Source organism: Vibrio sp. JPW-9-11-11, assembly GCF_013369335.1.
GTDB lineage: Bacteria > Pseudomonadota > Gammaproteobacteria > Enterobacterales > Vibrionaceae > Vibrio.
In genome coordinates this window covers 252,311-275,845 of sequence record NZ_SZQJ01000005.1, presented here as the reverse complement: position 1 = coordinate 275,845, position 23,535 = coordinate 252,311, and the positions used below count along the sequence as shown (strand labels likewise).

Here is a 23,535-nt window from a genome sequence, read left to right as displayed (position 1 = left end):
ATGAAACTAGTTAAACGCTCCGACAGCGTCACTAAAGAACAAAGTCAGTTAGGCGTCTCTCGCCGTACCTTCATGAAAAACAGCTCACTGGCCGCGGGCGGAGCGGTAGTGGGGGCGGGTATGTTTGCGCCGGGAATGATCAAGAAGGCTCAAGCGAATTCGGTTGAGCCTTCGGCAAAAAAGGAGATCAAACGTACCATCTGTTCACATTGCTCAGTGGGCTGTGGCATTTACGCCGAAGTACAAAATGGCGTTTGGACAGGACAAGAGCCGGCTTTTGACCACCCATTTAACGCTGGTGGACACTGTGCAAAAGGCGCGGCGCTGCGTGAGCATGGTCATGGTGAGCGTCGTTTGAAATACCCAATGAAACTCGAAAACGGCAAATGGAAGAAGCTCTCGTGGGATCAAGCCATCGAAGAGATTGGCAATAAGGTATTAGACATCCGCAAACAATCTGGCCCCGACTCAGTCTACTGGTTAGGTAGCGCCAAGCACAGTAATGAACAAGCTTATATGTTCCGTAAAATGGCTTCCTTGTTTGGCACCAATAACGTCGATCACCAAGCACGTATCTGTCACTCGACGACGGTTGCTGGTGTGGCGAACACTTGGGGTTATGGTGCGATGACCAACTCGTTCAATGACATGCATAACTGTAAGTCGATGCTGTTCATTGGCTCTAACCCTGCTGAAGCGCATCCAGTAGCGATGCAGCACATCTTGATCGCAAAAGAGAAGAACAACTGTAAGATCGTGGTTGCCGATCCTCGTCGTACTCGTACAGCCGCTAAATCCGACCATTATGTTTCCCTTCGTCCTGGTTCGGACGTCGCATTTATTTGGGGCATCCTGTGGCATGTATTTGCTAACCAGTGGGAAGATAAAGAGTTTATTCGTCAACGTGTGTTTGGTATGGATGAAATCCGTGAGGAAGTTGCCAAATGGACGCCTGCTGAAGTCGAGCGTGTAACGGGGGTTTCCGAAGCCGATGTGTACAAAACAGCAAAACTGCTGTCTGAAAACCGTCCGGGCTGCGTCGTGTGGTGTATGGGAGGGACTCAGCACACCACGGGTAACAATAATACTCGTGCTTACTGTGTGCTTGAGTTGGCGCTAGGCAATATGGGTAAATCAGGCGGCGGTGCTAACATCTTCCGTGGTCACGACAATGTCCAGGGCGCAACTGACCTTGGGGTGCTGTCTCACACTCTTCCTGGTTACTACGGTCTATCTGATGGCGCTTGGAAGCATTGGTCGAAAGTGTGGGACCTTGACTATGAATGGGTCAAAGGTCAGTTCGACCAAAACGAGTACCGTGGCAAGAAGCCCATGAACAACATGGGCATTCCAGTATCACGTTGGATTGATGGGGTACTCGAAAACAAAGACAGCATTGAACAAAACGATAATATTCGCGCCATGTTCTACTGGGGACACGCCGTGAACTCACAAACGCGTGGTGTCGAGATGCGCAAAGCGATGCAAAAGCTCGATATGATGGTGATTGTTGATCCATACCCAACGGTCGCCGCCGTAATGAATGACCGCACCGACGGTGTTTACCTGCTGCCAGCCACCACTCAATTTGAAACCTATGGCAGTGTGACGGCTTCGAACCGTTCGATACAGTGGCGTGACAAGGTTGTAGAGCCGCTATTTGAGTCTAAGCCTGACCACGAAATCATGTACTTGTTGACGAAAAAGTTGGGCTTTGCAGATCAACTGTTTAAGAACATCAAGGTTGAGAACAACCAACCACTTATCGAAGACATTACCCGTGAGTTCAACCGTGGCATGTGGACTATAGGCTATACAGGTCAAAGCCCCGAGCGACTTAAAACTCATCAACAAAACTGGCATACCTTCCATAAAACCTCACTAGAGGCAGAAGGCGGCGCAGCTCACGGTGAAACCTATGGCTTGCCTTGGCCGTGCTGGGGCACACCAGAGATGAAGCATCCAGGCACACATATTCTCTATGACACCTCTAAACCGGTAGCTCAAGGCGGCGGTAACTTCCGCGCTCGCTTTGGCGTTGAGTTTGAAGGCCAAAATCTGCTTGCAGAAGACAGCTACTCGAAAGGGTGTGAGCTAGAAGATGGCTACCCTGAATTTAACGATAAGCTACTCAAAGCGCTGGGTTGGTGGAACGACCTCACCGCAGAAGAACAAGCCGCTGCAGAAGGTAAAAACTGGAAAACAGATTTATCTGGCGGGATCCAACGAGTGGCGATCAAACATGGATGTATGCCATTTGGTAACGCTAAAGCACGCGCTGTGGTGTGGACTTTCCCTGATCGCGTGCCACTGCACCGTGAACCACTCTACACGCCGCGACGTGACTTGGTTGCCGATTACCCAACTTGGGATGACAGTGAGTCTATTTATCGCTTGCCGACCATGTACAAGTCAATTCAAGACAAAGACGTCTCCGGCGAATACCCCATTATCCTTACATCAGGCCGTTTAGTTGAATACGAAGGGGGTGGTGAAGAAACACGCTCCAACCCTTGGCTTGCCGAGCTTCAACAAGAGATGTTCGTTGAAGTGAACCCGAAAGATGCCAACGACTTGGGCTTTAGAGACGGAGAGATGGTTTGGGTTGAAGGTGCCGAAAAGGGACGAATCCACGTTAAAGCCATGGTGACTCGTCGGGTTAAGCCGGGCATGGCGTTTATTCCATTCCACTTTGGCGGCAAATTCCAGGGTGAAGATCTGCGTAATAAATACCCAGAGGGGACTGACCCTTATGTGATTGGTGAGTCGGCTAACATTGCGACCACGTATGGCTATGACCCGGTCACGCAGATGCAAGAAACCAAAGTCACTCTATGTAACATTCGCAAAGCGTAAGGAGTCAAAAAATGGCTAAAATGAAATTCCTTTGTGACACCAAACGCTGCATCGAATGTAACGGCTGTGTCACTGCATGTAAGAACGAAAATGACGACGCATTAGAGTGGGGGATTCAACGTCGACGCGTTGTCACGCTTAACGATGGCGAGCTTGGAGAGAACTCGATCTCTGTAGCCTGTATGCACTGTACAGATGCGCCATGTATGGCGGTTTGTCCTGCCGATTGCTTTGAGCATACCGAAGATGGCATTGTGCTGCACAACAAAGATCTCTGTATCGGTTGTGGCTATTGTCTGTTTGCTTGTCCGTTTGGCGCGCCGCAGTTTCCTAAACAGGAAGCCTTTGGCGAGCGTGGCAAAATGGATAAGTGTACGTTTTGTGCTGGCGGTCCAGAAACCGAGCCAGGTTCGACTGAAGAACGTCACAAATATGGTGCTAATCGTATCGCAGAAGGCAAATTGCCTATGTGTGCATCACTTTGTTCAACCAAAGCCTTGCTGGCAGGCGATGCCGAAAAAGTCTCTGATATTTTCCGTCAGCGTGTAGTTGAGCGCGGAGCGAAAGGGGCTGGTTGGACCGACGGCAACGATTTGTCTTACGATGCCACCAAGAGTTGATGCTGGAGAGAGTCATGTTTTCACTATTTAAACGTGCATCTCTCGCAATGCTGTCTCTGTTGGCAGCATTGTCATTTGCTTGGTCGTTACCCGCCTATGCCGAGCAAAGCGAGTCTCAAGTTGCACAACGCGAAATGACCCAACTGGCGGGCGCCGATTTTTGGCGTCAAGTTCGTCAAGGCGAAGAGGGGTATACCACGTCTCAGTTCCCAGAGCATGGCACTCTCATCAGTGCACCTGGGCAAGCTTGGTACATATTAAAAGAGAAATGGATGTCTCCAGCGGGAGCGGTGGCCATTTTTGGCAGTATCGCGCTAGTGACGCTGATGTATCTTGTGGTTGGACCGATTATGCTCAGTGCGCCAAGAACTGGTCGTAAGATCAAGCGTTGGTCCCGACTTGATCGCGCATTGCACTGGAGTATGGCGTTCACTTTCTTAACTCTCGCGTTTAGTGGACTGATGTTAGTCTATGGTAAGCACTTTCTTAAGCCGTATATCCCTGCGGATTTATGGGGGTTCATCATTATGTTGGCTAAGCAGTACCATAACTATATCGGACCAATTTTCTATGTATTGTTGCTGTGCGTGCTCGTCAAATGGTGGCGTAAGTCGATCTTTAGAAAGGTCGATTTGCACTGGTTTATGAAACTGGGCGGTATGGTAGGTAAGCACAAAGGTTCCCATCCTTCGGCAGAGTTCTCAAACGCGGGCGAAAAAGCACTGTTTTGGATGTTGATTGTCGTCGGGAGTGTGGTGGCGCTGAGTGGGCTGGTACTCGATTTCCCTATCTTTGGTCAAACTCGTCGTGATATGGAGATGTCGAACCTCGTCCATATGATCGCCGCCTTGATCCTCATCTGTGGTTTTGTTTTCCATATCTACATCGGTCTGTTTGGCATGGAAGGAGCTTTGGAAGGCATGGTAACCGGAGAAGTTGATGAAACTTGGGCAAAAGAGCACCACGATCTTTGGTATCACGAGGTGATGGAGCAAGAGAAACAAGAGCAAGCGGCTAAAACTGCTCAACGTGTCGAAGGAGTCACTACCAATGAACAAACCTCATAAAGGTATCTGGGTTGCCTATATCCTCAGTTGTTTCACCCCTTTTACTTGTTTGATTTCCGGCGTTATCGCGATTGTGTACGCAGGATACCGACTAGATAAAGGGCAAGACGGTGAGGTTTTAGATTCCCACTACTATGGCTTAATTCGTACCTTTTTTCTTAACTTGACCTATTTTGTCGTGCTCATCATCACGGTCGCCACATCCAATGGTGTCTTGTCAGGGGTCAACGATTATTGGTACAACAGTCAGCTTATCGACAAGGTTGCCTATTTTATCCCATACATAGGTTTTGTTTTTGGCTTAGTCGCGATTGTGGTCTGGTTTATACGGATGTTTCAAGGTATGACTCGATTGAGGGATAACTTACCCTTTAGTTTTTCCAAAGGACCGAACCTGTAACAGCGTGATCGTTTGTGCCCTGCAACTCATGCGGGGCCATTTGTGCACCATAGTTGCGCGCTTTAAGTTGGTGCGCCTTCACTGTATTGGTGCAAATTGTAAGCGGCTATGATTCAATATTTAATACTAAAAACCCTGCCTAAGAAAATAATCACTTAAATATTAACACCTTAAATCAGCGCCTCTCATTCATTGATAAGTGGCATATTAATTGCCGTAATCCCGCTTCATGCCGATTCACCACGCTGGTGAAAAATAATATCTGATGCACATAAAAAGTGCGCAACAATCAACATGGAGACGATACGGATGAGCGTAACAGCCAGTCAGGTACATGGAGCAGTACAAACCCTGACGCAAAGTTCCGACACACTATTTCTTTTGCTTGGTGCCATTATGGTGTTCTTAATGCACGCGGGATTCGCTTTCCTAGAAGTTGGCACAGTGAGACATAAAAACCAAGTCAACGCCTTGGTAAAAATACTGGCGGATTTTGGGATTTCAGCACTCGCATATTTCTTTATTGGTTATTGGGTCGCCTATGGCGCCAACTTCTTTGCCGATGCACAAACTTTGTCACAGGGTAACGGGTATGAGCTGGTTAAGTTCTTTTTCCTGCTTACTTTTGCTGCGGCAATCCCTGCGATTGTCTCTGGTGGTATTGCTGAGCGTGCACGTTTCTACCCGGTTCTTATTGCAACTTTCTTTACCGTTGGTCTTGTTTACCCTGTTTTCGAAGGGATGATTTGGAACGGAAATTTCGGCCTTCAAGGGTGGTTTGAAAGTCAGTTTGGTTATGGATTCCATGATTTTGCAGGCTCTGTGGTTGTTCATGGCGTGGGTGGCTGGATAGCACTCGTCGCAGTGATATTTTTAGGCATGCGTAAAGGGCGCATTCGCGCGGGTAAGCACACCAACTTTGCGCCTTCAAACATCCCGTTTCTGGCGCTTGGCGCTTGGATTTTATGTGTCGGCTGGTTTGGTTTTAACGTGATGTCTGCGCAAACACTTAACGGTATTAGCGGGTTGGTCGCGATGAACTCATTAATGGCGATGGTAGGTGGTATCGTGGCCGCACTAATTGCGGGTAAAAACGACCCGGGATTTATTCATAACGGACCTCTTGCCGGCCTTGTGGCAGTTTGTGCGGGGTCAGACTTGATGCATCCAATTGGCGCATTGATTACTGGCTCGGTGGCCGGTGCATTATTTGTCTATTTATTTACCTACTTACAAAACAAAACCAAAATCGATGATGTGTTGGGTGTTTGGCCCCTGCACGGTGTTTGTGGTGCTTGGGGCGGTGTTGCTGCCGGTATCTTTGGCCAAACTGCTCTGGGTGGATTGGGAGGCGTCAGCTTAAGCGTACAATTGCTTGGTACAGTAGCAGGCGTCGCCGTTGCGCTGATTGGTGCTGGTATTGTTTACGGCATTATCGATAAAGCTTGTGGGTTAAGGTTGAGTGAAGAAGATGAGTTCAATGGCGCAGATCTGGCGATCCACAAAATTTCCTCCACGAATGACGATTAATCTCCCTCCTTATCAACAGGCGGCATGGATGTCGCCTTTTTTGTTTAACCTCACAAAAACTACGTAAAAACGGCACGATTTCGACCATGGTCTAAGTGACTAGGCTAGGGCAACAGCACTGAGAGTGCTAAGCTGACAGCATGGAGACTAAAAAGGATGTAGTATGAGCTTTCCTTATCGTAACGTCGTGATTTTAACTGGTGCTGGCATCTCTGCCGAGTCAGGCATTCAAACTTTTCGTGCTCAGGATGGGTTGTGGGAAAACCACCGCATTGAAGATGTCGCAACACCTGAAGGGTTTGAGCGTGATCCAGACTTAGTGCAGGACTTTTACAATAAACGCCGTATCAGCCTGCAAGACGACCATATTAAACCAAATCCCGCGCATATCGCCTTGGGTAAACTAGAACAGTTACTTGAAGGTAAAGTAACCATTGTTACGCAAAATATCGACAACCTCCACGAGCGTGGAGGAAGTAGCAATGTGATACACATGCACGGTGAGTTACTCAAGGCACGATGTAGTGTTTCGAATCAGGTAGTGGAAGAGAAGGGAGAGCTTAAGACGGGCGATCTATGCCACTGCTGTCAAATCCCTTCACAAATGCGTCCACATGTTGTTTGGTTTGGCGAGATGCCTCTAAGAATGGGCGACATATACGCATCGCTCGAAGAAGCGGATCTGTTTGTTTCGATTGGTACATCGGGCGTTGTCTATCCGGCGGCTGGTTTTGTACATGATGCGAGGATGCATGGTGCACATACGATTGAAATCAACCTTGAACCGAGTGCAGTCGAAAGCGAATTCGAAGAAAAGCGCTACGGAAAAGCCAGCGTTGAAGTACCAAAGTTGGTTGACGAAATTCTAGCGATGCAGCAAGCAGATATTAAGCACGCATAGAGAAAATTTCCGGCTCAGTGATTCCGCTGGGCCTTTTTCATGGTATACATCGCTTGGTCTGTCTTTTGCAAAGCGTGTTCTAAATTCTTTTTCGTTGTGGTCTCAATTCCATAGCTAAAGCTGATCTTTTTTCCTTGTAAGTAGTGGTGCAATTTTTCAATAAAGGTTTCACCCAATCCAGTTTCAGTCACAATTACAAACTCATCACCACCAACTCTAAACGCTTGTTCATCGCGGCTGGTTACCTGTGATATCGCGTTTGAAAACTCAATCAGCAACAAGTCTCCCACAGCGTGCCCTTGGGTATCATTTACGTTTTTTAGCCCGTCTAAATCTAAATAGATCAGGTCAAAACGAGGCATCTTGATGCTAGAGAGCTTTTTGCGGTTGTACAGGCCAGTAAGTTCATCAATACAGGCATTCTCATTGAGCCGTTTGAGCAGCTTTGTAATGCCGAATGCGATGAGCAGGTAGGCTATTTGCAGGCTTCCATCCTCAATCATGGTGTCAATCAAGTCGTGGCGGTCAGCAACAGTATCGAGCACTTTTACTTCAGTCAGCACGTCATAGGTTTGATTTAAGATCAGGATTAAAAAACCGTACTTAATAAAGGTATTATCGAGAATCGTATTTCGGGAAATGAAAAAAATAAAGATAAGGACAAACAAGGTATTGCTTTCAAACCAAACATCATACCGTGAGTCGATGAGTTCTGCGTGGGTGAGAAAGGCGATGAGAGTGGACAATACAAATAGGCAGCACAATATGATGAGTATAATCATATGCTTTGACTTCATCGCTAATCCTTAGCCAACGTGAGCTGTTTTCCTTAAATACAAAGAGAGCGGCTAGATGCCGCTCTTTAAGTATATCGTTGAATCATCAAAACGCTTAATTATCGACTTTAAGTTTTTGAAAGTATTCATCGTAAAGGACGCTTGCTTCACCAACTTCATCTTGCCACGTACCGCTATCCATTACCTCTTGAGGTGGAAAAATACTGGTGTCGTTGGCAAACTCTTCAGGCAATAGCTTGTGTGCTGTTGCCACGGGAGTCGGGTAACCAATTTCTAGCGCAATTTTGGCCGCATTTTCAGGACGCAGTAAGAAATCGATCATCTTGTGTGCCGCTTCTAGGTTTTTTGCGCCTGCAGGAATTGCCAAACTGTCCATCCAGAAAATGGTGCCTTTCTCTGGCCAAATGATGTCGATCGATGCACCTTCTTGACGAGCCATATACGCAGAGCCATTCCAAAGCATGCCTAGAGATACTTCTCCCGCAAGATAGGGGTTAGCCGGGAAATCAGAGTTGAAAACTAACACATTTGGCATCAATTTTTTGAGCTCTTCATACGCCGCTTTGATTTCATCTGGATTGGTTGTGTTTGGCGAGTAGCCCAGCTTGGTCAACGCAATGTGGAACACTTCACGCGAGTCATCCATTAGCATCAACTGGCCTTCCCACTTGCTATCCCAGAAGTCATCCCACTTGGTGACTGATGACTTGTCGAGCATATCTGAGTTGATGCCGATACCTGTCGCTCCCCAAATGTAGGGAATAGAGTAACTATTGCTTGGGTCAAAAGGTTTATTGAGGAAATTAGGGTCCAAGTCATCGAAATGAGAAAGCTTTGCTTTATCGATTTGTTGCAGCATGCCCTCTTTGCGCATTTTTGACACAAAGTATGTCGACGGTACAACAAGGTCGTAGCCAGAGCCTTGAGTCTTTAACTTAGCGTACATGCTTTCGTTCGACTCATAAGTTGAGTAAATGACCTTGATCCCAGTCTCTTTCGTAAAGTCTTCAAGAACTTCATTTGGAATGTATTCAGACCAGTTGTAGAAGTAGAGTTCTTGATCAGCCGCCATCGCAGGCGTCGTGAATAGCGTCGCTGCGCATAGCGCACTTGCGTAGAATTTACTTTTCATTTGTTTTCCGTCTTATCTGTGTTCCTTCAGCATAGAGTGGCCCCTGATACGCTGAATATTGTGGAAACTGATGATTAAACCTGCCTGTCATTTCGACAAACCTAGCAACCGCTAAGTATATCAGTCAAAAACAAAAATAGGCAGCGAACGCGGCCTATTTTTGTTTAACTTCGCTCTCTTGCCAGCAACTGAGAGGCAACCACCAGAATCAATGACACGACCAACATCACCGTTGCTAAAGCATTCACCTCTGGCGAGATACCAACCTTGACCATAGAGTATATTTTCAGCGGTAAAATCTCGTAGGTTGGCCCCGTCACAAATGAACTGATGATGACATCATCAAGTGACAAGGTGAAGCTCAGTAGCCAACCCGCAGCGACGGCAGGTTTAGCCAAAGGCAGAATGATCTGCTGCAAAATAACCCACTCGCTAGCGCCAAGATCTTTTGCCGCCTCAAGCATTTTTACATCAAAGCCATTGAGTCGACTGTAAACGGTGACTACGACGAAAGGCAGACAAAACGTGATGTGCGCAATCAATAGCGTCAAAAAGCCTAGTTGGGCACCCAAAACCAAAAACAGTGCAAGCAATGAAATCGCCATCACAATATCGGGGGACATCATCACCACGAACAACATGCCATTGACCGCACTTTTCCCTTTAAAGGAATAGCGAAATAGGGCCACCGCGGTCAAACTTCCGATGATGGTCGCCGCAGTGGCGGAAAATACCGCGACGTTGAGAGAGTGCCATGCAGCTTGCATCAAGCTGTCATTATTGACCAAGGTTTCGTACCACTTGGTGGTGAAACCGCCCCATTTCATACCAAACTTGTTCGCGTTAAATGAGTTGACGATCAGTACGACAATCGGCAAATACAAAAATGCGTAAACCAACGCCATAAAGCTAAATCTAACTGTACGTCCCATCAGTCTAGCTCCACTTTTTTGTTCAATAGTTTGCCAGCTCGGTAGTAGGCGTAAAGCATCACTGCCATGGCAATCGTTAAAGCAATACTAGTTGCCGCACCAAAGGGCCAATCACGCGCATTAAGTACCTGACTTTTGATTACATTACCTATCAGTAGATTTTTTGCACCGCCGAGTAAATCAGAGATGTAGAACATCCCCAACGCTGGCAGTAATACGAGCAAACACCCACCAATAATACCGGGAGTGGTAAGCGGTAGTATCACTTTGGTAAAGGTTTGAAGCTTGTTGGCGCCCAGGTCTTTGGCGGCTTCAATATAAGTGTGATCAAGCTTTTCTATTGCAGAGTAGAGCGGCAGAATCATAAACGGCAACAAAATATAGACCAAACCAATCATTACAGCAGTTTCGGTGTACATTAAGCGTATTGGCTTGTCGATGATGTCCAAAGCGAGTAGCGACTTATTTAAAATGCCTTGGGTACCCAACACAATTTTCAGACCGTAAGTACGAATAAGGGAGTTGGTCCAGAAAGGTACGATCACCAAAAACAACATAATCGGACGCCATTTGTGCGGCATCTTAGCCACAATGTACGCAAATGGATAACCAATCATCAGGCACAATAGGGTAGCGATGATGGCCATATAAAACGAGTGCATTAACACTTTGGCGTACAAAGGGTCCATCAGGCGCACGTAATTGTCGAGCGTAAACGTTAACTCGATGAGGTTCGCTTCGTCACGGGTTAGGAAACTGGTACCAATAATCATTAAGTTAGGTACCAACACGAACAGTGTTAGCCAGCCTACAATGAGGGTGATAATCGCGTTCTGGAGACTAAGCGTCTTGGCTTTCATTGAGGACGACCTCCCAGCTTTCAACCCAAGTAATCGCCACTTTTTGACCTAAAGAGTGATCGACGTCGGGGTCGTCTTCATTGAAAAACTCACTGACCATAACACGCATGCCGGATTCAAGCTCAATTACTGAATCGAGTGTCATGCCTTTATACGTTCGCTCAGTGACATGACCAACAATACCTTTGTGCTCAGTCTCTTTGATTTCTTCAAGGCGTAAGTCTTCAGGACGAAGCAATACTTGCAGTTTATCGCCATTGTTGGCCGATTTGTCATAATAAACCACGCAATCAACCCCTTCGATATTGGCTCGAATTCGCTTGTCGTCAATACGTTCAATCATGGTGGCATTAAACGCGTTTATCTCACCAATAAACTTAGCGACAAAGAGGTTCTTGGGTTCTTCGTAAATCTCGCGTGGTGACCCGTCTTGCTCGATCACTCCATCTCGCATAACAATGATGCGGTCAGACATCGACAGAGCTTCTTCTTGATCGTGCGTAACAAAAATAAAAGTGATACCTAGTTGACGTTGCAACTGTTTCAGCTCAATTTGCATTTGTTTGCGTAGCTTATAATCGAGGGCTGAAAGCGACTCATCAAGAAGCAGTACTTTGGGTTTATTGACCACAGCGCGAGCGATGGCAATACGTTGTTGCTGGCCACCCGAAAGCTGGTGTGGCTTACGCGCGGCCATTTTTTCTAGGCGTACCATACGTAATGCTTCCATGACTCGCGGTTCAATATCGCTGGAGTTAACTTTCTGCATACGCAGACCAAAAGCAACATTGTCGAACACCGTCATATGAGGAAAGAGGGCGTAACTCTGAAATACCGTATTGACGTGACGTTGCTCTGCAGGAAGTTGAGTTACATCTTGCCTAGTTAGAAGAATCTCACCGCTATCCGCAGTTTCAAATCCGGCAATCATTCTCAGTACTGTGGTTTTACCGCAACCCGATGGGCCTAGTATGGTCAAGAACTCACCATGATTCACATCTAGGTTTAAATTCCCGATGATTTCCTTACCATCGAAACTTTTACTAATTCCAGCAAGGCGTACTACTGGTTGTCCTGCACTATTCGTCGCGTTCAACGTCTGTATTTCTCCGATTAGGGCGTGGTATTTAAACGATCATCGTTACATAATTTCGAGGCGCGCATCATAATCACCAATAGTGTGAAATTAAAGCATTTTCTCAACTTGATTTAGAAAAAGTTAAGCCGGTAAAAGTAAACACTTGTTACCATTCTGACTAGACTCGCGGGTACGTATTTGTCTAGTGAGGCAATTTTTCGATTTATTAATGAGATAGAGAGACTGACTAGTGCGCATTGTGGTTAATTATCAACCAATCAATCAAGAAAGCAAGTTGATGTTGGAGAACCGTTTTTAGACTTTGAGCGCTTGCAGTATAATGACATTAATTTCAATCATCAGATTAGCTTGGTGACACTGTTCATTAGGTATTGGATTCAAGAATGAATAATGACATTGAAAAAGATTTCAATTTAGGTGGGAGCATCGATAGAGCGCTTTCTGGCGACTACGAACTCAAAGCAGGCGACATATTACGTGAAGCTTGGCAACATACGATGAAGAACTTTCTCTCTTTCTCGCCTTCTATCGTAATACTGATAGCATTACAGCTCGCTATTTTTTACATTGCGTTAAAACTGCAGTTGGGGAATCCGGGCATCATAATCGATGCTTTTACTAACTCAGAAGCGTTTGACCCGAGCATTTTCACAGCCATCATGGTCGCCAACTTCAGCTATGAAGTGATCAGCGCGCCAATCTATGCGGGCATTAGCTTAATGGCGATGAGCCATGCCGCCGGGCTTGCGACTAAACCGCGTCATATTGGTAAAGGATTACAACACACTGTGCCTGTAATTCTCGCGACTCTGTTTAGTCTGATGTTACAAGGCGTGGCAGGAATGATCTTCCCGTTCTTATCCCTCTACTTATCGTTAGCGTTTAGTAACTCGATTTTACTTATTTGTGAGAAGCAAATTCCGCCAATGCAATCTCTATTGTTGTCGCTTCGCGCTGTCAATAAAAAGCTCCTCGTCCTAGCGGGCATTTACCTTCTCATTTCAATTATGTTCGTACTCGGAATGATGTTCTATGGCATTGGTTTGATTATCGTATTGCCGTTTTTCTTCCACGTAAAAGGCGTCATTTACCGCAACATGTTTGGCATTAAGCTAAAAATTGTCGCCTCTGACCGACCACAAGATAAAGATGACAATGATGACGATTCACAAGTGTTCAATGCGTAAAAGTGAATTTGTTGCTATTGCTGCAGCTGGCATTATTGCTGGCTGTAGTTTTTATAGCTACGAGAAAAATACCCAGCAGGCCGTGACCGAGACCGTAACGTCGCAAACCCAAGCACGCAAAGTAGGGGATGCGCCTGATTTCGCCGCGATAGGTGACGTTACACTAAAAAAACAAGCGTTCTTTGACTATCTAAGACCGGGAATCGCGTTAGAGAATCAACGCGTTCGTCACGAACGTCAACGCTTGGAAGCGATTCAAGCAAACTTCGAGCAGCAAAGCTTGTCTTCGAACGACATTCAAGACGCCAAGCGTCTAGGTAACCTCTACAACTTGGAGCTTACTCTCGAGGGCGTAACCAAAGAATGGCTCGATGATATGCTACACCGTGTGGATGTCATTCCTGAAGCACTCGTGCTGGTTCAGGGCGCCAATGAGTCAGCATGGGGCACATCGCGTTTTGCAACCCAAGCCAATAACTATTTTGGCCAATGGTGTTACTCACCAGGGTGCGGACTCGTTCCGAAACAACGCAGTGAAGGCATGACTCATGAAGTTGCCAAATTCCGTTCGGTACAACAATCCATCTATGGTTACTTTATGAACGTAAACCGAAACAATGCATACCATGACTTACGCCAAATTCGCTATGAGCGCCACTTAGCGGGCCAAAGCTTGAGCGATACTGATGCGGCTATGGCATTAACTCGTGGATTACTCAAGTACTCTGAACGTGGTGAGGCCTACGTCAATGATCTCCAAGCGATGATCAGGCACAATGCGTCATTCTGGGAAACTCCCCTGGCAAATCAATAAGAAAGATATCAATGAAAAAAGTAACCTTAGCCCTATTCACTGCTGCGCTGGCAACGGCGGTGGCACTACCTGCTCACGCCCAAGAATATATGTTTACCTATTCAAAACTCTTCTCTCACATGAAGCAGAATGCCAAAGAGGGCCATGAAGATGTCAAGGTAGGCTTCTTCTTTTTAAATGCAGACACCAAGCAGTTGTGTCAAATTGAAAAAGCGTGGATGGAAAAAGAAGAGCATTATGAAGAGCTTGAGATTTCACCCTACAAAGAAGTCGTGGTGCCATTAGATAACAACCTTCGCTCGGCAAACCCATTAGTATTTGTCCATACGCCAATGGACCAACGTTGTGATTTCTCAATGGTCGTCATGACAAAACAGCCAATGTCTGGTGAAGTCAGTTATGACCAAGTGAAAGTTTTATTACCTCAAATGCAAGCCATTCTAGAGCAGTTAGGTGGCATGTTTGCCAGTTGGTTTACGCCTGACGTTGAGGGCGTCACTATGGAGTTTGCTGATGATCTTAACTCAGAAATCGTATTTTCAAACGGCGCCACAAAACCCATCGTCGATGGCAAGGTACAAGTTGCCCTAGACGAGATTGGAGTCGGGGGAAGCATGACTCTGCCGCAAGAAACTGCGAGAGTCTTACCATACTTGCCTAAAGCCAACTAGCTTAAAGGTCGCGCCAGGCGACCTTTTCTTTTTTGTTGAGATAAACCAGCCCCAAACGTTCTAATTACCTCACTTTTCACCTAGTGTTCCGCCTACAAGCATTTAATCCTGTCTAAAAAGCTCGTATAATCCACGCCCCAAATAAACACATTAGGATGTCCTACTGTCGGTTACTCCGACAATGTGAGAGCACGCAATGACACAAGTAGATACAAGAAAAGAAACCCTCGAATTCAACAAGCTTCAAAAACGCCTGAGAAGAAATGTTGGTAACGCCATCACAGATTACAACATGATCGAAGAGGGTGATGTTGTCATGGCCTGTATCAGCGGGGGTAAAGATTCATTCGCGATGTTGGATATCCTATTGAATCTGCAAAAAGCGGCGCCAATTAAATTTGACGTGGTCGCGGTTAACTTAGATCAAAAGCAACCAGGCTTCCCCGAGCATATACTGCCTGACTACTTTGAAACGCTGAACATCCCATACTACATCGTTGACAAAGACACCTACTCAGTTGTTAAAGAAAAAATCCCGGAAGGGAAAACAACCTGTGGTCTTTGCTCGCGTTTGCGTCGTGGAACACTTTACTCATTTGCTGAAAAGATTGGTGCGACCAAGTTGGCGCTTGGCCATCATATGGATGATATCGTTGAAACCATGTTTTTGAACATGTTCCATGGTTCGCGTTTAAAGGCCATGCCACCAAAGCTGCGCTCCGATGATGGGCGAAATGTCGTGATCCGGCCATTGACATATTGTCGAGAAAAAGACTTGATCAAATACGCTGAACACAAGCAATTCCCGATTATTCCGTGTAACTTGTGTGGTTCTCAAGAGAATCTTCAGCGTCAAGCCATTAAAGCAATGCTGATAGAGTGGGACAAGAAAACGCCTGGTCGCGTCGAGGCGATATTTAAATCGATTCAAAACGTCAGCCCAAGCCAGCTAGCAGATAGAAACCTGTTTGACTTTGAAAACTTACCATTGGATCGAGATGGGAATCGAGATCAGTACGAATTTAGCGAAGCCACAGTTTCATCAACCAACATAGATGAGTCGATGTTTATCGACGTAACCAATGTTTAAACTTTGAGCCGAGTTTGATGGAATAGAAAAGGAAGATAGTTGCTATCTTCCTTTTTTGTTTCGCTAAACGTTAGATCGCGGTTTTTGGATCGAGAGGGCTAATATACCCTTGGGGTTTTAACGCGAGCACATCACAGTTGATTTTATCAATCACATGCTCAGCAGTATTACCGATAAATACCGCTGATAGTCCAGTGCGGCCGGTAGTCCCGATAATGACCATAGCAGCGTTTAATCGCTCTGCTGCTTGAGGAATGACGTCTTCAGGTAAACCTTGTTCAACCACTGTATGCTCTTCATCGTAGCCATGCTTCTGACGTAGCGCCTTCATCGCCGTGAGGTGGTGACCTCGTACAGCATCGGTATAAGTCGCAGGGTCAAACTCTGGCAGCTCAATCGTGATATTAGCGGGGGTAACAGGGTACGCATTGACCAAGTAGGGTTTAGCGCCCAAACGCTCGGTAAGACTGTTCAGTTGTTCGACCATGGCATCATTAAGACCAAGGTGAGTATCGTTTTCTGAACCAACATGCACCGACGCTAGAATACTCGCATCAGCAGGCCAATCTTCATTCTTCACTAATAGGACAGGGCATGGACACTTACGTAACAGATGCCAATCTGTCGGAGTAAAGATCACCGATTCAAGGACATCATGCTTGCGTGTGCCTTTGATTACGATGTCGTGTTCGCCAGAAAAGACCTCTGCAATAATCGCTTCGTAAGGTCGGTTATGCCAAACCACCCGAACGTCAAACTCTATTCCATCATTGACATAATCTTTGGCGATCTTCCTCATCCACTGCTCGCGTTGGTGGATAACGCCACGACGCATCGCATCACGTTCATCCACAGAGAGCATGGAGGTCATATCGTATGAGAAATCGTAAATAGACAAAAAGAAAGTGACTCGACTTGGTGAACGACTTTTTTCGGCCAACTGAATGGCACGTGCCAACGCGGGTTGTTCGTCTTTATTGATGTCTGCTACGACCAAAATCTTGTTGTAGATACTCATATATTCTCCTTAGAGAAGAGGAGGGCTATATGATTAATGTAGCTTAGTTAGGGCGAGAGTATTAGTAATAATTGCAGGATAATCAGAGAAGTATGATGTAGCTCTATTTCATTTGAAAAGCGAGCTACATCATTGAAAGATATTACGATTCTGTCGAAACGCCAGCTAGTTCCATCAGCGCATCGTGATCAAGAATCGTGATGTACTTACCTTTGACACTGAGGATTTCTGACTTCTGAAAGCGGCCTAATAAACGGGAGATGGTTTCGACTGTCAAACCCAAGTAGTTCCCGATATCGCCACGAGTCATGGTTAAACGGAACTCGCGTGGACTGAAGCCGCGTTGAGAAAAACGAGTAGAAAGATTATATAAGAAAGCGGCTAAACGTTCTTCAGCATTCTTCTTAGACAACAATAGGATCATCTCCTGGTCGCCTTTGATTTCGTTGCTCATTAAACGCATGATTTGCTGACGCAGCTTTGGCATTTTACCCGATAGGTCATCAAGAATTTCGTATGGGATCTCGCACACCATCGAAGTTTCTAGCGCCTGAGCGAAACTAGGGTGTAGATCGCCAGTAATCGCATCGAAACCAACCAAGTCACCCGCAAGATGGAAGGCTGTAATTTGCTCGTCACCTTGCTCGGTAATGGTGTAGCTCTTGATTGTGCCTGAACGAATTGCGTATAGAGATTTGAGTTCATCTCCGGCTTTAAACAACTCTTGTCCTTTCTGGATTGGCTTTTTACGCTCAATGATTTGATCGAGCTGATCAAGCTCAGACTCATTCAGTGTAAACGGGATACAAAGCTGACTGATGCTACAGTCTTGGCAGTGAATAGCACAGCCACCGGACTGAATTCGCTTTGTTGCAGGCTTTTCAGAAATCATAACAACCTTTCACTATTTGATATACATCAATATTTTAGCACCCATTAGGCGTAAAGGGTAGTGTAAAAAGAGTCGCTAAAACAGTTAACTACAAGTTTATTGATAATAGTTTAAGCGCGCCATAGCCTGTATAGAGTCCATAAAGCAAGATTGTGACCGCGACTATGTGTCGAAATGTGTGAGAAGATTGCAGCTTATTTAATTGAGTGGCAGTGTGGCCAACCAGTAGCATTGCGGGCAGTGTTCCTAGACCAAAAGCCAGCATCACTAACGCCCCGTTGGTGGCACTTCCCGATACCGCTGCCCAAGTTAACGTTGAGTAAACTAACCCACACGGCAGCCACCCCCAAACAAAGCCAAAAGGAATGGCGTAGGTCGGCGAGCGCAATGGTAAAAGCGATTTTGCCGCGGGTGAGATCAGACGCCAAAGTGATTGACCGAGTTTTTCAACATAGAGTAAACCTTGCCACCAACGCCCAATATAACCAGCGAGTAAGATCATGAATATGGCGGCGGCTAATCTAAGCCATACCAACACATCGTTGACTTGGCTCACTTGAGAAATCGTAGAAACAGTACCTCCGATGATCGCCCCAAACAGGACGTAACTGGCCAAACGGCCGAGGTTATAAAACAGAGGTGTCAACTTGGAAGGTTGAGCTTGGCCCATCGACAACATAGAGGCGATGCCACCACACATACCCATGCAGTGACCTGCGCCAACCAATCCAATAAAAAACGCGCCAATCCAATCTGGGGTCATTTAGGTGGGTTCTTTTTGTGGTCGTCTTCGTCAAATAAAATATTGTGTCCTTGGCGTTCAAGATCCTCGAACTGCTCACTCTTAACGGCCCAGAGGAACACAGCAACCGCAACACAGACCAAAACAATGGCGATAGGGATTAGAATATAAAGGCTTTCCATTTACTTACCTTTTTCTTTGAGCAAGCGTAGAGAGTTAGATACTACAATAATTGAGCTCGCAGACATACCAACGACAGCAAAATAAGGCGCAACAAACCCCATCACCGCCAATGGTAGAATCAGCACATTATAACCAAGTGACCAAGCAAGGTTTTCTCGAATAATTTTGCGCGTTTGCAGAGCCAGCGCCCGCGCTTCCAAAATCCGGTCTAATCTATCACCCAGCAACACCATGTCTGCAGAGGCTTTTGCTACATCGGCACCGCTTCCCATTGCCACCGATAAGTGCGCACCAGCAAGAGTAGGGGCGTCATTGATCCCATCACCAATCATCATGGTGATGTCATCACTATCGACGCTCTTTAAATAGCTCAATTTATCTTGCGGCTTAGCGCCAGCGATTACATTTTCAATGCCAATTTGACTGGCAACCAATTGAGCGTTGTGCTCAATATCGCCCGTTAGCAACGTCACTTTGACGCCAGTGCGTTGGAACTTTTCTATAAACTGTTTCGTTTCCAACCGAATTGGGTCTTGATATCGGAAAGTGGCAATATGCTGATCATTCAGTGAGAGGTAGACACAGTTCGCTTGTGCCAAACACGCGTCGCCCAACACAAATTGTGCGCTGCCGATCTTAACTTTGCCGCCGTTAAAATCCCCTTGAATCCCTGATCCGATGACATTTTCGACCTGGTCGACGCTGATGTTGATATCGGCATAACGTCTGAACGCACGAGCAATAGGGTGATTTGCATGAGCTTCTAGCGAGGCGGCTATCGCCAGTACGCGCTCCTCAGAGCTATCGTCATGAAGGATAACCTCGTCGATAACGATATCACCATGGGTCAGCGTACCTGTCTTATCGACAATGAGATGATTCACCTGACACAAGGTTTCAAAGACATGGCTTTTACGCAGCAAAATTCCCAAGTTACCCATACGCGATGTTGCACAAGTGAGCGCGGTTGGCGTCGCAAGAGATAAAGCACAAGGGCAGGTCGCGACCAATACCGACAGCATTATCCAAAACGCATCATCGGGATTACTGGCGTGCCAATAGAACCAAGTTCCAGCTGCAATAACCAATATAATGGCGACGAAATAGCGCGCGACAATATCAGCAATCTCTGCAATTTTAGGCTTAGATAGCTGCGCTTCGTCTTGTAGACGGACGATATTGGATATCATTGAATCAGCCTTGGATGACGTGACTTCGAGGTCAAATGCCTCTTCGCCGTTTAAGGTTCCTGCGAATACCGAATCGTCCACCTGTTTGACCACAGGTAAGGATTCTCCGGTTAACATGGACTCATCAATATGCACTCGGCCGGAGATGATTTTACCGTCTGCGGGAACATGCTCGCCAGGCAACACACGGATTTGATCGCCAATTTTTAACGTTTTGACCGGTACTTGTTCTCCATTCAACTTATTAGCGATCGCAGGAATAAGCTTGAGCAAATTGCCACTCGCGGCGGCGGCTTTGCGTCGAGCTCGCATTTCTAAGAAACGCCCAACCAGTAAGAAGAAAGCAAACATAGAGATGGATTCGAAGAATACTTCTCCTTGTTCGGTTACCGTTGCCACTAGGCTTGCCACATACGCGAATATCATCGCGATAGATACGGGGACATCCATGCCAAGCGTTTTGCCACGGATACTCCGCCAAGCGTTAAGGTAAAACGGCAGTGCAGAGTAGAGCATCACCGGTGTAGCAAAGATCAAACTTACCCAACGGAAATAGTTTTTAAACTCCGGCTCTAAATCACCAAATACTTCTAGATAAAGCGCCACCGCCAACATCATGACCTGCATGGTTGCAAGGCCTGCGATACCGAGTCGGTACAAATACTGCTTCATTTGTTGATGGTAAGCTGCTTCTTGTTGGTCCGCTTCGAAGGGAGCCGCTTTGTATCCGAGTTGATGAATCAAAGAGAGCAGTTCGCTTAAGCGAACTTGAGTCTTATCCCAAGCAAGCAAGGCACGATTGGTGGTGGTGTTGACACGAATCGAGACGACCCCAGACTTGTTAGAGACTTGCTTTTCGATTAGCCAAGCGCATGCAGCACACGACACCCCTTCAAGTGACAATGTCACCTCAGCACTGTTCTCGCTATTTCGTACAAATTCAGATTGAACCTCATCATTGTCGTAATGAATCAAAGCTTGCAACTGTTCGGGTACGAGGTCCGCCTTTTCTGCAGGCGCAGTCCGATACTGATAATAGGAAACGAGTCCACTATCAACAATCGTTTGAGCGACCGTTTCACACCCAGGACAACACATGGTTCTCGACTCTCCGAGAATCTCGACGTTAAAATCCGTGTTGGCTGGTACATCTTCACCGCAGTGATAACACGATTTACACATAAGCGCTTAGTTTGTCAGAGGGACAGAAGTGGTGGTCGGGAAAGTGACCCGACCTTGAACAAGCCATTGTTCATCATGAGGTGTAAGTTCGATAAACCAAGGGCCTTGAAGCTCGTCGCTCAATGTAAAGCGGTAAAGGCCATTGGCGTCAGAGGTCAGTAATTGCTTGAAATCACGGTCAGGCAGCGTTCGATGGGCGAACATGGCGGTAATAGCAGGAAAGTGTTCGAGTTGACCTTTGTCGAACTCAATGACGATATCATTACCTTGAGAGTATGCTTGAGCAGAGAGTCCAAGTTCTTTAGCGATATTCTGCTTCGAAATATCGATGTTGATGCCTTTACCTTTTTTATAGTAATCCTCAGTCACCAACGAGACCGAGTTTTTCGAGAAAACAACAACGGTGATGATAGTCCATACAACAACGGTCAGTGGCAAAATGATTAGGAACCACGGCCAGAACTGCTTATACCAAGGCTTTACCATAAAAAAGTTCTCAATAAAAAGATTTAAAAATTAGGGCTTTAACAATAAAGGAAAGACGGTCCCTATGATAGGGACCGTTATTGAAATGTTACTTATTCTCTGTATTACTTAGACTCCAAACATAGGCAGAAACAAGTTGAATCTTGTCTTCACCTAGAATGTCTTTCCAAGCAGGCATCACACCAGAACGACCATTCATGACAGTTTCTGTCACATCTGCGCGTGAACCACCAAACAACCAGTATTGATCTGTTAGGTCAGGAGCACCAACCGCTGGGTTACCTTTACCATCTGTGCCATGACACGCTGCACATACAACGAATCGAGCTTTACCGGCTTCAGCTTCACGAGCATTCACAGAACGACCTGACAGGCTAAGTGTATAGCTTACCACTTCTTTTACGCCTTGTTCGCCGAGCGCGTCTTTCCATGATGGCATCTGACCAATACGGCCTTGCGTCAAGGTTGTCACAATCGCTTGAGGCTCACCGCCGTAAAGCCATGCATCGTCAGTTAGGTTAGGGAAACCTTTTTGACCGCGCGCATCCGAACCATGACACTGAGAACAGTTTTGCAAGAACAGACGTTGACCAACTTTTACTGCTTCGCTATCCGCTGCAATTTCGGGGATAGGACGAAGCTCAGAAGAACCATCGACATAAGCAAGCTTTTTGAACGCTTCACCGAAATAGGTTTCTGCGTCATCAAGCTCTTTTGCATACTGAACCAAATGCTTGTTTTCTTGAGACATTGCAATTGAAGCTTTTGACTCTTCAACAGTGCGAACGGTTTGGTCAGAACTCTGCCAACCTAACACACCCTTGAAGCTGCCTAGCCCTGGATAAAGGGTTAGGTAAATTGCCGCAAATACAAACGTGCCAACAAAAAGGTAAGTCCACCACTTAGGTAGTGGGTTATTAAGTTCACGAATACCGTCGTACTCGTGCCCCATGTCTGCTCCCTCTTCAACGCCCATTTTATCTTTAAGGCACCAAATAAGTAGTGCAGCACAGCCGACAAGAGTACCGACCGTGATGATGATTATCCAAAGACTCCAAAACGTCGTCATTGCTTAGTCACTCCTTGTTCTTTTTCAGGCGCTTTCTGCTCATCAGCGAAAACAAGGTTAGCGGCTTCATCAAAGCGAGCCTTGCGACTTTTGCCGTATGCCCACCAAACCACGCCGAGAAAGCTAACAAACAGAACTATGGTCCAAATACTGTGAATAGTACCGATATCCATAATGTCACCCCTTTAATTACTTCATTGCGTGACCAAGAGACTGAAGATAAGCAATGATGGCATCCATCTCTGTTTTACCTTCTACTTCTTTTGACGCGTTTGCGATCTGTTCGTCTGTGTATGGAACACCAAATTGATCACGGAAAATTCGTAGTTTATTCTCTGTGTCCTTACCATCAAGAACATTGTCAGCTAGCCATGGGAAACCTGGCATGTTTGACTCAGGAACCAACTCACGTGGATCGATAAGGTGAACTCGGTGCCACTCGTCAGAGTAACGACCACCCACTCGAGCAAGGTCAGGGCCAGTACGCTTAGAACCCCATAAGAATGGGTGCTCGTACACGCTTTCTCCAGCAACAGAGTAGTGACCGTAACGCTCGGTTTCAGAGCGAAATGGACGAATCATCTGACTGTGACATACGTTACAACCTTCGCGGATGTATATGTCTCGACCTTCCATTTCAAGCGCAGTATAAGGACGTAAGTTCTCAACAGGCTCGGTGGTTTGTTTTTGGAAAATCAGTGGGGTGATTTCGACTAGAGCCCCCAAACTGATGGCAAAAACGATAAGAATCGCTAGCAGACCGACATTGCGTTCAACAATTTCGTGGCGATTGTTAGAATTAGAACTCATTCTTTAA

The 23,535-nt window shown here is 46.2% G+C and carries 24 protein-coding genes; 10 read left to right on the top strand and 14 right to left on the bottom strand.

Features of this window, described 5'->3' with window-relative positions:
• The 6 genes from FCU94_RS07095 (at position 1) to cobB (ending at position 7,374) form a co-directional block, all read left to right on the top strand.
• Positions 1-2,856: a formate dehydrogenase subunit alpha gene (locus tag FCU94_RS07095; protein WP_176287842.1), complete on the top strand. Its 2,856-nt coding sequence runs from the start codon at positions 1-3 to the stop codon at positions 2,854-2,856.
• A gap of 11 nt (positions 2,857-2,867) precedes the next feature.
• Positions 2,868-3,476 carry a formate dehydrogenase FDH3 subunit beta gene (gene fdh3B / locus FCU94_RS07090; RefSeq protein WP_176287841.1) on the top strand — a complete coding sequence of 203 codons (609 nt, stop codon included), beginning with the start codon at positions 2,868-2,870 and terminating at the stop codon, positions 3,474-3,476.
• A gap of 14 nt (positions 3,477-3,490) precedes the next feature.
• Positions 3,491-4,543, top strand: a complete 1,053-nt coding sequence (locus tag FCU94_RS07085; protein WP_176287840.1) for a formate dehydrogenase subunit gamma — start codon at positions 3,491-3,493, stop codon at positions 4,541-4,543.
• On the top strand, positions 4,527-4,943 hold the full coding sequence (locus FCU94_RS07080; RefSeq protein ID WP_176287839.1) for a hypothetical protein: 417 nt from the start codon (positions 4,527-4,529) through the stop codon (positions 4,941-4,943). The genes FCU94_RS07085 and FCU94_RS07080 overlap by 17 nt, the downstream gene beginning before the upstream one ends.
• 309 nt (positions 4,944-5,252) lie before the next feature.
• The gene (locus FCU94_RS07075; RefSeq protein ID WP_176287838.1) at positions 5,253-6,473 is read left to right on the top strand and encodes an ammonium transporter; all 1,221 of its coding nucleotides are present in this window, start codon (positions 5,253-5,255) and stop codon (positions 6,471-6,473) included.
• A gap of 163 nt (positions 6,474-6,636) precedes the next feature.
• Positions 6,637-7,374, top strand: a complete 738-nt coding sequence (cobB, locus tag FCU94_RS07070) for a Sir2 family NAD+-dependent deacetylase (protein WP_176287837.1) — start codon at positions 6,637-6,639, stop codon at positions 7,372-7,374.
• A gap of 14 nt (positions 7,375-7,388) precedes the next feature.
• Here the strand turns inward: cobB and FCU94_RS07065 are convergent, their stop codons facing one another.
• The 5 genes from FCU94_RS07065 to potA all read right to left on the bottom strand — a co-directional run bounded on the left by FCU94_RS07065 (position 7,389) and on the right by potA (position 12,209).
• Positions 7,389-8,171, bottom strand: coding sequence for a GGDEF domain-containing protein (locus FCU94_RS07065; protein WP_176287836.1), 783 nt, complete (start codon positions 8,169-8,171; stop codon positions 7,389-7,391).
• A 94-nt stretch (positions 8,172-8,265) separates the two neighbouring features.
• On the bottom strand, positions 8,266-9,303 hold the full coding sequence (locus FCU94_RS07060) for an extracellular solute-binding protein (RefSeq protein WP_176287835.1): 1,038 nt from the start codon (positions 9,301-9,303) through the stop codon (positions 8,266-8,268).
• A 164-nt stretch (positions 9,304-9,467) separates the two neighbouring features.
• On the bottom strand, positions 9,468-10,235 hold the full coding sequence (gene potC, locus FCU94_RS07055) for a spermidine/putrescine ABC transporter permease PotC (protein ID WP_176287834.1): 768 nt from the start codon (positions 10,233-10,235) through the stop codon (positions 9,468-9,470).
• The gene (potB, locus tag FCU94_RS07050) at positions 10,235-11,095 is read right to left on the bottom strand and encodes a spermidine/putrescine ABC transporter permease PotB (RefSeq protein ID WP_176287833.1); all 861 of its coding nucleotides are present in this window, start codon (positions 11,093-11,095) and stop codon (positions 10,235-10,237) included. The genes potC and potB overlap by 1 nt, the downstream gene beginning before the upstream one ends.
• A complete protein-coding gene (potA, locus tag FCU94_RS07045; protein ID WP_176288348.1) occupies positions 11,076-12,209 on the bottom strand; it encodes a spermidine/putrescine ABC transporter ATP-binding protein PotA in 1,134 nt (377 codons plus the stop codon). Before potA ends, potB begins: the two co-directional genes overlap by 20 nt.
• A gap of 368 nt (positions 12,210-12,577) precedes the next feature.
• Between potA and FCU94_RS07040 the strand changes: the two genes are divergently transcribed.
• The 4 genes from FCU94_RS07040 (at position 12,578) to ttcA (ending at position 15,956) form a co-directional block, all read left to right on the top strand.
• The gene (locus FCU94_RS07040; protein WP_176287832.1) at positions 12,578-13,381 is read left to right on the top strand and encodes a hypothetical protein; all 804 of its coding nucleotides are present in this window, start codon (positions 12,578-12,580) and stop codon (positions 13,379-13,381) included.
• Positions 13,374-14,195: a glucosaminidase domain-containing protein gene (locus FCU94_RS07035; protein ID WP_176287831.1), complete on the top strand. Its 822-nt coding sequence runs from the start codon at positions 13,374-13,376 to the stop codon at positions 14,193-14,195. Before FCU94_RS07040 ends, FCU94_RS07035 begins: the two co-directional genes overlap by 8 nt.
• Positions 14,196-14,206: 11 nt before the next feature.
• On the top strand, positions 14,207-14,866 hold the full coding sequence (locus FCU94_RS07030; protein WP_176287830.1) for a DUF2987 domain-containing protein: 660 nt from the start codon (positions 14,207-14,209) through the stop codon (positions 14,864-14,866).
• Positions 14,867-15,062: 196 nt separating this feature from the next.
• A complete protein-coding gene (gene ttcA, locus FCU94_RS07025) occupies positions 15,063-15,956 on the top strand; it encodes a tRNA 2-thiocytidine(32) synthetase TtcA (protein ID WP_176287829.1) in 894 nt (297 codons plus the stop codon).
• Between the two features lie 70 nt (positions 15,957-16,026).
• Here the strand turns inward: ttcA and uspE are convergent, their stop codons facing one another.
• The 9 genes from uspE to ccoO form a co-directional block, all read right to left on the bottom strand.
• Positions 16,027-16,974 (bottom strand): universal stress protein UspE, encoded by a 948-nt coding sequence (gene uspE, locus FCU94_RS07020; protein ID WP_176287828.1) that lies wholly within the window; start codon positions 16,972-16,974, stop codon positions 16,027-16,029.
• 142 nt (positions 16,975-17,116) lie between these two features.
• Positions 17,117-17,866 (bottom strand): FNR family transcription factor, encoded by a 750-nt coding sequence (locus FCU94_RS07015; RefSeq protein WP_004414051.1) that lies wholly within the window; start codon positions 17,864-17,866, stop codon positions 17,117-17,119.
• A gap of 88 nt (positions 17,867-17,954) precedes the next feature.
• Entirely contained in the window at positions 17,955-18,629 is a 675-nt protein-coding gene (locus tag FCU94_RS07010) for a sulfite exporter TauE/SafE family protein (protein WP_176287827.1), read from the bottom strand.
• The gene (gene ccoS / locus FCU94_RS07005; RefSeq protein ID WP_176287826.1) at positions 18,626-18,790 is read right to left on the bottom strand and encodes a cbb3-type cytochrome oxidase assembly protein CcoS; all 165 of its coding nucleotides are present in this window, start codon (positions 18,788-18,790) and stop codon (positions 18,626-18,628) included. The genes FCU94_RS07010 and ccoS overlap by 4 nt, the downstream gene beginning before the upstream one ends.
• On the bottom strand, positions 18,791-21,163 hold the full coding sequence (locus FCU94_RS07000) for a heavy metal translocating P-type ATPase (protein ID WP_176287825.1): 2,373 nt from the start codon (positions 21,161-21,163) through the stop codon (positions 18,791-18,793). It lies immediately after the preceding gene.
• Between the two features lie 6 nt (positions 21,164-21,169).
• Complete coding sequence (locus tag FCU94_RS06995; protein WP_176287824.1) at positions 21,170-21,649, bottom strand: FixH family protein; 480 nt, start codon at positions 21,647-21,649, stop codon at positions 21,170-21,172.
• Positions 21,650-21,737: 88 nt separating this feature from the next.
• Positions 21,738-22,718: a cytochrome-c oxidase, cbb3-type subunit III gene (gene ccoP, locus FCU94_RS06990; RefSeq protein WP_176287823.1), complete on the bottom strand. Its 981-nt coding sequence runs from the start codon at positions 22,716-22,718 to the stop codon at positions 21,738-21,740.
• The gene (locus FCU94_RS06985) at positions 22,715-22,891 is read right to left on the bottom strand and encodes a cbb3-type cytochrome oxidase subunit 3 (protein ID WP_004745916.1); all 177 of its coding nucleotides are present in this window, start codon (positions 22,889-22,891) and stop codon (positions 22,715-22,717) included. Before FCU94_RS06985 ends, ccoP begins: the two co-directional genes overlap by 4 nt.
• 16 nt (positions 22,892-22,907) lie before the next feature.
• Positions 22,908-23,528 carry a cytochrome-c oxidase, cbb3-type subunit II gene (gene ccoO, locus FCU94_RS06980; protein WP_176287822.1) on the bottom strand — a complete coding sequence of 207 codons (621 nt, stop codon included), beginning with the start codon at positions 23,526-23,528 and terminating at the stop codon, positions 22,908-22,910.
• Between the last annotated feature and the right edge of the window lie 7 nt (positions 23,529-23,535).

Bases quoted from the DNA above. Each gene is read 5' to 3' on its own strand.
- FCU94_RS07095 (WP_176287842.1), top strand. From the start codon at position 1: ATGAAACTAGTTAAACGCTCCGACAGCGTCACTAAAGAACAAAGTCAG.
- fdh3B (WP_176287841.1), top strand. From the start codon at position 2,868: ATGGCTAAAATGAAATTCCTTTGTGACACCAAACGCTGCATCGAATGT.
- FCU94_RS07085 (WP_176287840.1), top strand. From the start codon at position 3,491: ATGTTTTCACTATTTAAACGTGCATCTCTCGCAATGCTGTCTCTGTTG.
- FCU94_RS07080 (WP_176287839.1), top strand. From the start codon at position 4,527: ATGAACAAACCTCATAAAGGTATCTGGGTTGCCTATATCCTCAGTTGT.
- FCU94_RS07075 (WP_176287838.1), top strand. From the start codon at position 5,253: ATGAGCGTAACAGCCAGTCAGGTACATGGAGCAGTACAAACCCTGACG.
- cobB (WP_176287837.1), top strand. From the start codon at position 6,637: ATGAGCTTTCCTTATCGTAACGTCGTGATTTTAACTGGTGCTGGCATC.
- FCU94_RS07065 (WP_176287836.1), bottom strand. From the start codon at position 8,171: ATGAAGTCAAAGCATATGATTATACTCATCATATTGTGCTGCCTATTT.
- FCU94_RS07060 (WP_176287835.1), bottom strand. From the start codon at position 9,303: ATGAAAAGTAAATTCTACGCAAGTGCGCTATGCGCAGCGACGCTATTC.
- potC (WP_176287834.1), bottom strand. From the start codon at position 10,235: ATGGGACGTACAGTTAGATTTAGCTTTATGGCGTTGGTTTACGCATTT.
- potB (WP_176287833.1), bottom strand. From the start codon at position 11,095: ATGAAAGCCAAGACGCTTAGTCTCCAGAACGCGATTATCACCCTCATT.
- FCU94_RS07040 (WP_176287832.1), top strand. From the start codon at position 12,578: ATGAATAATGACATTGAAAAAGATTTCAATTTAGGTGGGAGCATCGAT.
- FCU94_RS07035 (WP_176287831.1), top strand. From the start codon at position 13,374: ATGCGTAAAAGTGAATTTGTTGCTATTGCTGCAGCTGGCATTATTGCT.
- FCU94_RS07030 (WP_176287830.1), top strand. From the start codon at position 14,207: ATGAAAAAAGTAACCTTAGCCCTATTCACTGCTGCGCTGGCAACGGCG.
- ttcA (WP_176287829.1), top strand. From the start codon at position 15,063: ATGACACAAGTAGATACAAGAAAAGAAACCCTCGAATTCAACAAGCTT.
- uspE (WP_176287828.1), bottom strand. From the start codon at position 16,974: ATGAGTATCTACAACAAGATTTTGGTCGTAGCAGACATCAATAAAGAC.
- FCU94_RS07015 (WP_004414051.1), bottom strand. From the start codon at position 17,866: ATGATTTCTGAAAAGCCTGCAACAAAGCGAATTCAGTCCGGTGGCTGT.
- FCU94_RS07010 (WP_176287827.1), bottom strand. From the start codon at position 18,629: ATGACCCCAGATTGGATTGGCGCGTTTTTTATTGGATTGGTTGGCGCA.
- ccoS (WP_176287826.1), bottom strand. From the start codon at position 18,790: ATGGAAAGCCTTTATATTCTAATCCCTATCGCCATTGTTTTGGTCTGT.
- FCU94_RS07000 (WP_176287825.1), bottom strand. From the start codon at position 21,163: ATGTGTAAATCGTGTTATCACTGCGGTGAAGATGTACCAGCCAACACG.
- FCU94_RS06995 (WP_176287824.1), bottom strand. From the start codon at position 21,649: ATGGTAAAGCCTTGGTATAAGCAGTTCTGGCCGTGGTTCCTAATCATT.
- ccoP (WP_176287823.1), bottom strand. From the start codon at position 22,718: ATGACGACGTTTTGGAGTCTTTGGATAATCATCATCACGGTCGGTACT.
- FCU94_RS06985 (WP_004745916.1), bottom strand. From the start codon at position 22,891: ATGGATATCGGTACTATTCACAGTATTTGGACCATAGTTCTGTTTGTT.
- ccoO (WP_176287822.1), bottom strand. From the start codon at position 23,528: ATGAGTTCTAATTCTAACAATCGCCACGAAATTGTTGAACGCAATGTC.